The organism is Streptomyces sp. NPDC054932, assembly GCF_053610205.1.
The window spans coordinates 1-11,910 of sequence record NZ_JBSGXU010000232.1; the positions used below are offsets into that span (position 1 = coordinate 1).

Below are 11,910 nucleotides of genomic sequence, written 5' to 3' on the forward strand. Positions count from 1 at the left end.
GTGTCCCCGCCCCACGCCGGGGCTTCGGCAGCCCGGGCGGAGGGGAGTGGGGACGTGCCGGGGTGTCCCCGCAGGACGAGCGCGCAACCACCCCGTACGACTGGAACATGCCCGCGCGCGCCGAGCCGAGGAGACACCCCGGCACGGCACCACGCACCGACCCGACACGCACACCGCCGAGCCGCCCGCAGGGCACCCCGCACCATCCAGCCCCGCCGGCGATTGAGGCGCGGGTCCGGGCAGCGCCCGGCACACAACGCGAGCCGCACAGCCAAGCACCCCGCAGGGGACGGGCGGAGCCCGGCACGCAACGCGAGCCGCCCGCAGGGTCAGGGCGTGGGGGAATCCGGGCCGCCCCGGCGGAGGGACGCGCAGGCCAGGGTGACCGCCGCGCCGACCGCCGCCCAGGCGGCCAGCACCAGCATCGGTCCGCCCGCGCCGTTCCCCTTGAAGTACGTGATGGAGCGCGCCGCATACGTGCCGGCGCCCGGCGGCAGGGCCGGGCCGATGGCGCTCCAGAACGGCGGCAGCAGCGGGTACGGGTAGGCGCCGCCGGCGCTCGGGTTGCCGAACACCACGACCAGCAGGATCGCGAGGCCGATGCCGATCACGCCCGCCAGCCCCTGGAAGGCGAGGGTGATGGCGCCGACCGCGAAGACGACCAGGGTGCCCAGTCCCCACAGGCCCATGATGCTGCCGGGCAGCGCGTCCAGCACCGGGCCCGCGATGACCGCTCCGAGGAGCCCCGCGGCGATCGCGTACACGAGCAGGGCGCCGAGCCGGATGACGGCGCGGGCGGCGTTCGCCGGCCGGGCCCCGGCGCTGATCGCGAGGATCGCGGCGCACAGGTAGCCGCCCACGCACCAGCCGATGACCAGGTAGAAGGAGCTCAGACCGCGGGCGTCGCCCCGGTGGGCCGGGGCCACGTCGGTGATCCGTACGGCCCGGCCCCGGGCGGATTCGGCGCGCCCCACGATCTCCTCCAGGGCCTGGGACAGCGAGGCCCCGGCGCCGGAGGCGACCAGCAGCCGGTCGGTCTTTCCGGCCGGGTCGACGATCAGCGCGCCGTCGACGTCCCGGTTCCTGACCTGGGCGGTCGCCGCGGCCTCGTCCCGGACCACGTGGGGGTCGAGGGGTTTGCCGGGCAGGGCGCCGAGCTGCTGCGCGGACTGTTCGGCCACCGGCGCGGCGGGAGCGGTCACGGCGATCGGGATCTCGCTGGGCTTCGGACGGTGGAAGGCGCCGATGTACGAGGTGATGAAGGCGACCTGGAGGGCCAGCACCCCGAGGAGCAGCAGGGCGGCCCGAGTGGTCACGGCGTCCTTGATCTCGGCGAGGAAGCCTTTGGGCGGGCCTGCGTCGGTGGTCATGTGTCACACGCTCGGCGTGCGGGGGGCGGGTCGCAGCAGGGGCGGGCCGAACGGATGACCTGTGGGCGACCGAAGCGATCGAACATGTGTTTCGCACGGGTATTCGAATTGCTCTATGGTGGAGAGCGGGGGAGGTGTTCATTCGAGCGAAGCAGGAGGCCGCGGGTGCCTGGTTTTACGCATCTGCACACCGTTTCGGGGTTCTCCATGCGCTACGGAGGCTCGCACCCGCAGCGGCTGGCAGAACGCGCCGCCGAGCGGGGAATGGACGCCCTCGCCCTCACCGACCGCGACACGCTCGCGGGCGCGGTGCGGTTCGCGAAGGCGTGTGCGCAGGCGGGCATCCGGCCGTTGTTCGGAGTGGACATGGCGGTATCGGCCGCGACGGGCTCGGCCGGGCCGGGGGGCTCGACCGGGTCCGCCGCGGGCGGCGGGTCCGGCGAGGCCTCCTACCGGCGGCGCACCCCCGTCAAGGGCGGCGCCTTCGTGGACGAGTCCGCCGCGCGGGCCGTCTTCCTCGCCCGGGACGGGGCCGCCGGGTGGGCCGAGCTGTGCCGGATGGTCACCGCCGCGCACGCGGGGGACGCCGAAGTGCCCCTGGTGCCCTGGGACGCCCTGCGCGGGGAGGGCGTCTTCGTCCTGCTCGGGCCCGGCTCCGAGGTGGGGCGGGCACTTGCCGCGGGCCGTCCCGACCGGGCCGCGCGACTGCTCGCGCCGTGGCGGGAGATCTACGGCGACTCCCTGCGCCTGGAGGCCGTCCACCACGGCCGCGCCGGCACCGGGCCCGGCTCGCTCCGGCTGGCCGCCCGTACCGTCGGCTTCGCAGCCGAGCAGGGCGTCCCGGCCGTGCTGACCAACGCCGTCCGCTACGCCGACCCCGGCCAGGGCCCGGTCGCCGACATCCTCGACGCGGCCCGCCGCCTGGTCCCCATCGACCCGCGCAACCCGGCGCACCCGCTCGACAGCGGCGAGCGCTGGCTCAAGGACCCGGCCGCCATGGCCGGGGCCGCCGACCGGATCGCGCAGGCGGCCGGCCTGCGCCCCGCCGACGCCAGACGGCTGCTCGCGGAGACCCGGCGTACCGCCGAGGCCTGCTGCGTGGACCCCGAGGACGACCTCGGCATGGGTTCCGTGCACTTCCCCGAGGCCCGGCTCGTCGGCGCGGCCCACCGCAGCGCCCAGCGGGTCCTCGCCTCCCGGGCCTCGGCGGGCATGGTGCTGCGCGGCTACGCGGACAACCGCGCGTACTGGGAGCGGATGCACCAGGAGCTCGACATCATCGCCCACCACGGTTTCGCCTCGTACTTCCTGACCGTTGCCCAAGTCGTCGATGACGTAAGGGATATGGGTATCCGGGTGGCCGCCCGCGGTTCCGGCGCCGGTTCCCTCGTCAACCACCTGCTCGGGATCGCGCACGCCGACCCCGTCGCCCACGGCCTGCTGATGGAGCGCTTCCTCTCCAAGCGCCGGCGGGTCCTGCCCGACATCGACATCGACGTGGAGTCCGCCCGCCGGCTGGAGGTCTACCGGCGGATCATGGGCCGGTTCGGCACCGAGCGCGTCGCCACCGTCTCCATGCCCGAGACCTACCGGGTCCGGCACGCCATCCGCGACGTCGGCGCCGCCCTGTCCATGGACCCCGCCGTCACCGACCGGCTCGCCAAGGCATTCCCGCACATCAGGGCCCGCGACGCCCGCGCCGCGCTGCAGGAGCTGCCCGAACTGCGCGACGTACGGGGGGAGTCGTACGGGCGGCTGTGGGAGCTCGTCGAATCGCTGGACGCGCTGCCGCGCGGGATCGCCATGCACCCGTGCGGGGTGCTGCTCTCCGACGCCTCCCTGCTCGCCCGTACGCCGGTGGTGCCCACCAGCGGCGAGGGCTTCCCCATGTCCCAGTTCGACAAGGACGACGTGGAGGAGCTCGGGCTGCTCAAACTGGACGTGCTGGGCGTGCGGATGCAGTCCGCGATGGCGCACGCGGTCGCGGAGATCCGGCGCGGCACGGGGCGGGAGCTCGACCTGGACGACCCGGCGCAGGTGCCGCCGGGCGACCGGGCCACGTACGAGCTGATCCGTTCGGCCGAGACGCTGGGCTGCTTCCAGATCGAGTCGCCGGGCCAGCGGGACCTGGTGGGGCGGCTGCAGCCGGCCACCTTCCACGACCTGGTCGTCGACATCTCGCTCTTCCGGCCGGGGCCGGTGGCCGCCGACATGGTGCGGCCCTTCATCGAGGCCCGGCACGGGCGGGCGCCGGTCCGCTTCCCGCACCCGGATCTGGCCGACGCACTGCGCGAGACGTACGGGGTGGTGGTCTTCCACGAGCAGATCATCGAGATCGTGCACGTCATGACCGGCTGCGGGCGGGACGAGGCGGACCGGGTGCGGCGCGGGCTGTCCGACCCGCAGTCGCAGGCGCGGATCAAGGTCTGGTTCGCGGCGACGGCGGCCGGGCGCGGCTATCCGGTGGAGGTGATCGGCCGGACCTGGGAGATCGTGGAGGCCTTCGGGTCGTACGGTTTCTGCAAGGCGCACGCGGTGGCCTTCGCGGTGCCCACCTACCAGTCGGCCTGGCTGAAGGCGCATCACCCGGCGGCCTTCTACGCCGGGTTGCTGACCCACGATCCGGGGATGTACCCGAAGCGGCTGCTGCTGGCAGACGCGCGGCGGCGGGGCGTGCCGGTGCTGCCGCTGGACGTGAACCGGTCGGCGGTCGCCCATCGCATCGAACTGGTGTCCGATACGAGTGGGGTGTGGGGGTTGCGGCTGGGGCTCACCGACGTCCACGGCATCAGTGAGGCCGAAGCGGCCCGGATCGAAGCCGGACAGCCGTACGCCTCCCTGCGGGACTTCTGGGACCGGGCGCACCCGGGGCGCCCGGTCGCCGAACGGCTCGCACAGGTGGGCGCGTTGGACGCCTTCGGCGCCAACCGGCGGGACCTGCTGCTGCACGTGTCCGAACTGCACGGCGCACAGCGGGCCGCAGGTGTCCGCGGTCCCCAACTGCCTTTGGAGGGAGGCCGGTCCACGGCCTCCGTCGGACTGCCCGACCTGACCGAGGCGGAACGCCTCAGCACCGAGCTGGGCGTCCTCGGCATGGACGCCTCGCGGCACCTGATGGGGGACCACCACGCCTTCCTGGCCGAGCTGGGAGTGATCCCGGCACGCCGGCTGCGGGACACCGAACACGGGCAGACCGTGCTGGTCGCGGGGGCCAAGGCGGCCACTCAGACCCCGCCGATCCGCTCCGGGAAGCGGGTCATCTTCACGACACTGGACGACGGGACGGGCCTGGTCGACCTGGCCTTCTTCGACGACAGCCACGAGCGCTGCGCGCACACCGTCTTCCACTCCTTCCTGCTGCTGGTACGAGGTGTCGTGCAGCGGCGGGGCCCGCAGAGCCTGAGCGTGGTCGGGGCGGCGGCGTGGAACCTGGCGGAGCTGGTGGAACTGCGGGAGGCGGGCGGCCTGGACGCGGTCGCGGCCCGCCTCGCCGGGCCGGCGGCGGCGGCCGCTGCGGGTGCCCCGGGCGCCGATGGCACCGACGGTGCCGACGGAGAGCCGGGTGCGAAGGCTCCCGGCCGCAGGATCCGCATGTCCACGGGATACGAGATGAACCCCTGGGCCGACCTCCAGCCGCCGGGCACCGGCCCCGCGACCGGCCGCAAGCTGTGGCACTCCAGCCCGGGGAGCGCAGGATGACCGCCACCACCACCGTCACCGCAGCCACGGCCGCAGCCGGGCGGGTCGTGATGTGCCTGCGGCTGCAGCCCGCCGACGGGGGGCCGCTCGGGGCGCGGGAGTACGCGGGCGTGCTCGCGCTGCTCGGGGGGATCACCCCGGCCGTGCAGGCCGTGGCACCCGACACCCTCCTCGCCGACATCAGGGGCGCGCTGCGGTACTTCGACTGCGACGCCACCCGGCTGGCCGCCGTGATCCGGGTCCGGGCCCTCGCCCTGTACGGCGTGGACGCCGCCGCCGGCGTGGCCGGCAACCCCATGCTGGCCCGGGCCGCGGCCCGCGAGGCCCGGCCCGGGGAGACCCTGGTGATCCCCGGGGAGCCCGCCGCCGTACGCGACTTCCTGGCGGCCAAGCCCGTCACCACCCTCGACGGGGTCGGGTCGAAGGCCGCCCGCACTCTGTGCTCCTACGGCCTCGACTCCGTCGGCCGGGTCGCCGCCGCCCCGCCCGCCGCCCTGCGGCGGATCCTCGGCGCCCGGCTCGGCCGCGAGGTGCACGAGCGCGCCCTCGGGATCGACCGGACCCCCGTCCGGCCGGGCGCGGCCGCCCGCGCCATCGCCGCCGAGCGGCTCTTCGATCTGGACGAGCTGGATCCCGTACGGCACCGGCGGGCCCTGCTCTCGCTGACCGAGGAGCTCGGCGCGAAGCTTCGTACACAAGAACAGGGCCGGGGGCAGGTCTGCCGTGCCCTCTCGCTCACCGTCCGCTGCGCCGACCGCACCACGCTCACCCGGACGCGCACCCTCACCGAACCCACCGCGCACTCGGCCGCCCTGACCGCCACGGCCTACGCCCTGTACGCGGGCCTCGGCCTGCAGCGGGCCCGGGTCCGCGCGCTGTCCCTGCGCGCCGAGGACCTGACCCCGGCCGAACGGGCCGCGCGGCAGCTCAGTCTCGACCCCGAGGACGAGAAGGCCCGCCGTCTGGAGGCCGTCACGGACCGGGTCCGCGCGCGCTTCGGGCCGCACGCCATCGCCCGCGGCACACTCGCCGCCTGACGGTCCGTCCGGCGGCCCGTCCGGTGGCCCGTCCGGTGGCCCGTCCAGTGGCCGAGGGGCGTCCGATGACCGGCCGGCCGGGCGACGCGCGAGTTTTTACTGACGCGTAACTTCCCTGTGTTCCTACTCACCCGTAATTTAGCGGCAGCAGCGCCCCCTTGTGATCCGGATCACGGGACGAAACCCCCACGCACATCCCCTTGAGTCGACCCGCAAGGAGATCACACGATGCTGCCCTGGAGACGCCTGCTCCGCCCGCTGGCCGTCCTCGCCCTCACCGCCGCCGCGCTCGTCGCCCCCACCGGCACCGCGCAGGCCGCGTCCGCTCCCAGCAGCGGCTGGAACAACTGGTCCTGCAAGCCGTCCGCCGCGCACCCGCGCCCCGTCGTGCTCGTCCACGGCACCTTCGGCAACTCCTGGGACAACTGGCTCGGGCTCGCGCCCTACCTCGTGCACCGCGGGTACTGCGTCTACTCGCTCGACTACGGCCAACTGCCCGGCGTCCCCCTCTTCAACGGACTCGGGCCCATCGACAAGTCCGCCGGACAGCTCGACGTCTTCGTCGACAAGGTGCTCGCCGCCACCGGCTCCGCCAAGACCGACATCATCGGGCACTCGCAGGGCGGCATGATGCCGCGCTACTACCTGAAGTTCCTCGGCGGCGCCCCGAAGGTCAACGCGCTGATCGGGCTCGCCCCCGACAACCACGGCACCACCCTGCTCGGATTCACCAAGCTGCTCCCGTACTTCCCCGGGGCCGAGGACCTGATCAGCACCGCGACCCCGGGCCTCGCCGACCAGATCGCCGGATCCGCCTTCCTGCAGAAGCTCAACGAGGGCGGGGACACCGTGCCCGGTGTGAAGTACACGGTGATCGCGACCAAGTACGACGAGGTGGTGACGCCCTACCGGAGCGGCTTCCTGGAAGGGGCGAACGTACGCAACGTCGTCCTCCAGGACCTGTGCTTCCTCGACCTCTCGGAGCACGTCGCCATCGGGCTCACCGACCGGATCGCCTGGCACGAGGCGGTCAACGCCCTCGACCCGGCCAACGCGGAACGGACCACCTGCGCCTCGGTCTTCGACTGACGAGGCACGGGCGGTCCGGCCCGGCAAGATCCGGAAGGGACGGCCTAGCGGCCGTGGCGGCCCGTTGCCGTACGCGCAGTGCGGCGGCGGGCGGCTGCGAACATCACGGCCGCGCCCGCGGCCAGGGTGCCGGCCCCGGCGATCGCGATCGCCGGGGTGGCGCTGCTGCCGCCGGTCTCCGCGAGGTTGTCCTTCGCCGCGGACGGCGAGGACGGTGCCCCGGCCGCGAGCGGGACGGCGGCGTCGGTGCTGCCGTTCGTCTTCGGGTCGTTGTCGCCGTGGCCGTTGTGCTCGATCGAGGACTTGTCGGCGCCGTCGGCGATCTGCTGGTCCGTCGGGGCCGAAGGCTTGTCGGCGGGCTTCTCGGACGGCTTGCCGGACGGCTTCTCGGACGGCTTGGAACCGGTCCCGGTGGTCGGCGCGGTACCGGCGCCGCCCCCGTTCCCGCCATTGCCGCCGTTCCCTCCGCCGCCCCCGTTGTCCTTGCCGAAGACCACGTCCGAGCAGGTGTAGAAGGCCTCCGGACTGTCGGAGCGCTGCCAGATGCTGTAGATCAGGTGGCGGCCCGACTTGTTCGGGACGGTCCCGGAGAAGACGTAGTCGCCGTTCTGCATGCCGGGGTCGGTGACCTTCGCGAACGGTGCGGGCTCCAGGTCGGACCACTTCAGCGGCTTCGCCGGGTCGTAGCCGTCCTTCGTCACGTACAGCTCGAAGGAACCCTTGTGGGGGGCCGTGCCCTTGTAGCGGAAGGTGTGCGCACCGGCGGACATCGGGCTGGCCGGCCAGTCGGCACGCGCCAGGTCCAGCCCCCGGTACTTGTCGTTGCCGGCCGAGCACAGCTGCCCGTTCGGGATCAACGACCGGTGGTTCCCGGCGGCGTTGGCGATGTTGACCCCGTTCCAGTCGTAGAACGGCTGCGTCCCGCCGGCCGCGACCGCCGCCTTGCACGCCGCCGACCGCGGGGACTCGGGCCCTTCGGCGTAGCAGGCCGCCACCCGGCTGACCGGGTCCGTCATCGAGCCGTGGGCGACCGCGGGAGCCGCCGCGTACGCGGCCAGCGCGAGCGGGGCCAGTCCGGCGGAAGCGATCCGGGGCAGCGTGACGGCGGTACGGCGGCGTGCAGGCATGGGTGATCTCCTTCGGGCACAAGGCGGGGGCATGCCGGCGGAATCGGGCTCCGCGGCGCCGCCCCCCGGCGGCGCCACATCGGGCCCTTCCTGTCCTGGCCCGGCCAAGCTAGCCGCCCGGACCACGGGTTCTGCCCGCCCGGGCCCGCTGGAGCGGATCCTTAGGGTCGCGTTAAGGAAGGAGTAAGGAGGGCCTCAGGAACCGGGTTCGAGCGGTCGCCGCAGCCGGTGGGCCGCCTGCGCCGATCACGTCACCGCATCCACCGTGCTCTCCGCGCGTGCAGGTCTCAGGAGGCGAGCCGGGCGCCGGCGCGGGCGACCGGGTGCAGGGCCGCGTACTCCAGCGGCGCCGACGGGTCGATCGAGACGTCGAGCGGCGCCGGTTCGGCCCCCGCGCGCACCAGCAGGTCGCCGACGGCGGCGATCATCGCCCCGTTGTCGGTGCACAGCTTCAGCGGCGGTACCCGCAGGGTGATCCCGGCGGACCTGCAGCGAGCCTCGGCGAGGGACCGTACGCGCGAGTTGGCGGCCACCCCGCCCACCACGACCAGCGTCCCCACCCCGTGCTCGCGGCAGGCGGCGACCGCCTTGCGGGTCAGCACATCGGCCACGGCCTCCTGGAGCGAGGCCGCCCCGTCCGCGAGCGGCAGTTCCTCGCCGCGGATCCGGTGCTGCTCGGCCCAGCGGGCGGCGGCGGTCTTCAGCCCGGAGAAGGAGAAGTCGTAGCGCGCGTCGCGCGGCCCGGTCAGCGGCCGGGGGAACCGCACGGCGCGCGGGTCGCCCTCGCGGGCGGTGCGGTCGATGGCCGGTCCGCCCGGGTACGGCAGCCCGAAGACCCGGGCCACCTTGTCGAAGCATTCCCCGGCCGCGTCGTCGATGGTGTCACCGAGGTGCACGATCGGGTCGCGCGCCAGGTCCCGTACGAGCAGCAGCGAGGTGTGCCCGCCGGAGACGATCAGCACCATGCACGGGTCGGGCAGCGGCCCGTGCTCCAGGGTGTCGGCGGCGACGTGTCCGGCCAGGTGGTGCACCCCGTGGAGCGGTACCCCGAGCGAGAACGCCAGGGTCTTCGCCCCCGCGAGCCCCACCTGCAGCGCGCCGGAGAGGCCCGGGCCGGTGGTGACGGCCACGGCGCCGATGTCCGACATCCGCAGTCCGGCCCGGTCCAGGGCCTCCCGTACGACGGGGGTGAAGGAGTGCACGTGCGCCCGCGCGGCGATCTCCGGCACCACGCCGCCGAAGCGGGCGTGCTCGTCCATGCTCGACGCCACGGCATGTCCGAGCAGCCGCCCGTCCTGCACCAGCCCCGCGCCCGTCTCGTCACACGACGACTCGATCCCGAGCACCACCGGAGAGCCCACGACGGCCCCTTTCGCACTAACCACGCAGTTGCAACCTCAGTGCAATAAGGTACGCCGTCATGGGCGTGCGCCGTGCCGGGGAGTGTGCGGCCGGCGATCCGGAATCTCCCCTTGTCATATGCCTACCGGCCCGCCGCGGCCCGTGCGTATGGTGTGGCCCCGGACCATCCCGGGCCCGGCGCCCTCCCGGCTCCCCACGGGAGGGCCGCCGCGCGCCCCGCCCCCGCCGCTACGCGAGGAGTGCGGAAAGGCCGGCCGCCGACCGCGCCTGGTCGTCCAGTGCATCGAGGGCCCGTACCGCCTGGGCGGCCGCCTCCGGATCGCTCGTGGCGAGCCCGCTCTCGGCGAACTCGTCCTCGTCCAGCCGCAGGACGGAGCTCCCGTCCGCCGAGACCCACAGGTCGAGGTCCAGGTCCTCCACGAGGATCTCGCCGCTCTGCACCAGGGCCGGGCGCGTGACGTCGCAGTACCAGCCCTTGAGCACACCGTCGCCGGTCCACACCTCCTTGACCGCGTACCAGCGGGTCCGCCAGAAGTGCTCGACGAACACATCGCCCGGCTCGAAGCGGACGAAGCCGAAGTCCCGTACGCCCTCGGCCGCCCAGGGGGCGCGCACGGAGATCCGGTCGCCGTCGTCGGCGACCGGGGTTGCCGGGTAGCGGATCTTGGTCCGTCCCGCCTTGGTCAGGACGACGGTCAACTGCGCGGTGGTCACAGGGTCTCCAGTTTCTTCGTGAAGCGCGTCTCGGTCGCGCAGATCTCGTATCCGAACCACTCGTTGACAGCGAGCATCGGGCCGTTGCCCGCGTCGTTGCCGGTGAAGGCCTCGGTGTACCCGGCCGTGCGGGCCCGGTGCAGGGAGGCCGTCTTGGCGAGCTTGGCCAGACCCCGGCCGCGGAAGGCGCGCAGGGTGCCGGTCATCGCCGAGGCGTAGCGGGCGCCGCCGTCCGTCCGGGCCGCGGTGAAGGAGGCCACCGCGCCGTCGACCAGGACGACGGTGGTCAGTTCCTTGTCGAGGAAAGGGTTGTTCCAGATGTGCGTGAGCCAGTCCTCGTAGTCGTCGAGCTCCGCCGCCACATCGCCCGGTTCGTCGGAGGTCGCCTCGGCGTCCGCCTCGAAGAGCGGCCGCGGGTCGGCGGCGAATGCGGAGGCCGGACGCAGCTCGACCCCGGCCGGGAGGTCCCGCGGGAGCTCGGGCAGCGTCGCCGCCGCCAGGTCCAGGCGCAGGAAGTGCGCCGAACGGCTGGGGCGGTAGCCGTGCCGCTCGGCGAAGGCGCGGTGGGCGGGCTCGTCGAGCACCCAGGCGTACACGTCCGTCGCGCCGTGCGCGACGAGGTGCTCCTCGGCGGTGCGGAGCAGCAGGCCGCCGGCGCCGAGGCCGCGGTGGGCCGGGTCGACGTACGCGTTGACGTACGACTGGCCGGGCTCGGAACTCCCGTACACGATGCCGACCTGCGCCGTACCGATGACGCGGCCGTCCGCGGTCTCGGCGACGAGGATGCGGTGGCGCTTCGCGGGGTGCGCGGAGGAGAGCTCGAAGGCCACGGCTTCGGCGTTGGTGATCAGGAAGGGCAGGGCGGCGCGGAGTACCCGTACGACGGACTCCGCGTCCGCGGGATCGTCGGGGCGGAGATCACGGATCGATACGGTCATGCGGCAGACGCTACGGTCGGCCCTGTACCGCGCGCCTCCCAATTAACCGCCGATGGGGGAGAATCAGACGCGTGACCTCGACAAACCTGAAGATCACCATCGACGGCTCGGCCGGGTCGGCCGCCCCGTACGAACAGCTGCGCGCGCAGATCGCCGACCGGGCCCGGTCGGGGAAGCTCCCGGCGGGCTTCAAGCTGCCGACGGTACGGGGCCTCGCGGAGGAGCTGGGGCTGGCCGCCAACACCGTCGCGAAGGCATACCGGGCACTGGAGGCGGACGCGGTGATCGAGACGCGGGGCCGGAACGGGACCTTCATCGCGGCCGCGGGGGACGCGGTGTCGCGCGAGGCGGCGTCTGCCGCGCAGGCGTACGCGGACCGTGCCCACCGGCTGGGCCTGACCGAGGCCGAGGCCCTCGCCGCAGCCACGGACGCCCTCCGGGCCCGGTACGCCGCCAAGTAGCCCGCGCGGCGCCGTCGCCGGGGGCCGGGTTAACAGCCCCGACCGCGTTAGCTGAGGGGGGTGGGGGGGGGGGCCCCCGGTAGGGAGCCCCACACTGGCGCACCCCCCCAACA

At 74.0% G+C, this 11,910-nt stretch carries 9 protein-coding genes; 4 read left to right on the plus strand and 5 right to left on the minus strand.

Going from position 1 to position 11,910, the window contains the following annotated elements; translation table 11 throughout:
* Window positions 1–329: 329 nt before the first annotated feature.
* The gene (locus tag ACWGE1_RS36435) at window positions 330–1,370 is read right to left on the minus strand and encodes a DUF3533 domain-containing protein (RefSeq protein ID WP_453424757.1); all 1,041 of its coding nucleotides are present in this window, start codon (window positions 1,368–1,370) and stop codon (window positions 330–332) included.
* Between the two features lie 165 nt (window positions 1,371–1,535).
* On the opposite strand from ACWGE1_RS36435, the gene ACWGE1_RS36440 reads away from it, so the two are divergent.
* The 3 genes from ACWGE1_RS36440 (at window position 1,536) to ACWGE1_RS36450 (ending at window position 7,195) form a co-directional block, all read left to right on the plus strand.
* Window positions 1,536–5,069 (plus strand): DNA polymerase III subunit alpha, encoded by a 3,534-nt coding sequence (locus ACWGE1_RS36440; protein WP_453424758.1) that lies wholly within the window; start codon window positions 1,536–1,538, stop codon window positions 5,067–5,069.
* Entirely contained in the window at window positions 5,066–6,106 is a 1,041-nt protein-coding gene (locus tag ACWGE1_RS36445) for a DinB/UmuC family translesion DNA polymerase (protein WP_453424759.1), read from the plus strand. Before ACWGE1_RS36440 ends, ACWGE1_RS36445 begins: the two co-directional genes overlap by 4 nt.
* Window positions 6,107–6,334: 228 nt before the next feature.
* Window positions 6,335–7,195, plus strand: coding sequence for an esterase/lipase family protein (locus ACWGE1_RS36450; protein ID WP_453424760.1), 861 nt, complete (start codon window positions 6,335–6,337; stop codon window positions 7,193–7,195).
* Between the two features lie 44 nt (window positions 7,196–7,239).
* Here ACWGE1_RS36450 and ACWGE1_RS36455 read toward each other — a convergent pair whose 3' ends face one another.
* From ACWGE1_RS36455 to ACWGE1_RS36470, 4 genes are all read right to left on the minus strand, one after another.
* The gene (locus tag ACWGE1_RS36455; protein ID WP_453424761.1) at window positions 7,240–8,322 is read right to left on the minus strand and encodes a lytic polysaccharide monooxygenase auxiliary activity family 9 protein; all 1,083 of its coding nucleotides are present in this window, start codon (window positions 8,320–8,322) and stop codon (window positions 7,240–7,242) included.
* Between the two features lie 287 nt (window positions 8,323–8,609).
* Window positions 8,610–9,683: a tRNA (adenosine(37)-N6)-threonylcarbamoyltransferase complex transferase subunit TsaD gene (tsaD, locus tag ACWGE1_RS36460; protein ID WP_453424762.1), complete on the minus strand. Its 1,074-nt coding sequence runs from the start codon at window positions 9,681–9,683 to the stop codon at window positions 8,610–8,612.
* Window positions 9,684–9,912: 229 nt separating this feature from the next.
* Window positions 9,913–10,398, minus strand: coding sequence for a DUF402 domain-containing protein (locus tag ACWGE1_RS36465; RefSeq protein WP_453424763.1), 486 nt, complete (start codon window positions 10,396–10,398; stop codon window positions 9,913–9,915).
* Entirely contained in the window at window positions 10,395–11,336 is a 942-nt protein-coding gene (locus ACWGE1_RS36470; protein WP_453424764.1) for an N-acetyltransferase family protein, read from the minus strand. The genes ACWGE1_RS36465 and ACWGE1_RS36470 overlap by 4 nt, the downstream gene beginning before the upstream one ends.
* Before the next feature lie 71 nt (window positions 11,337–11,407).
* Here ACWGE1_RS36470 and ACWGE1_RS36475 point away from each other — a divergent pair, with 71 nt between their 5' ends.
* The gene (locus ACWGE1_RS36475) at window positions 11,408–11,797 is read left to right on the plus strand and encodes a GntR family transcriptional regulator (RefSeq protein ID WP_453424765.1); all 390 of its coding nucleotides are present in this window, start codon (window positions 11,408–11,410) and stop codon (window positions 11,795–11,797) included.
* Window positions 11,798–11,910 lie beyond the last annotated feature (113 nt).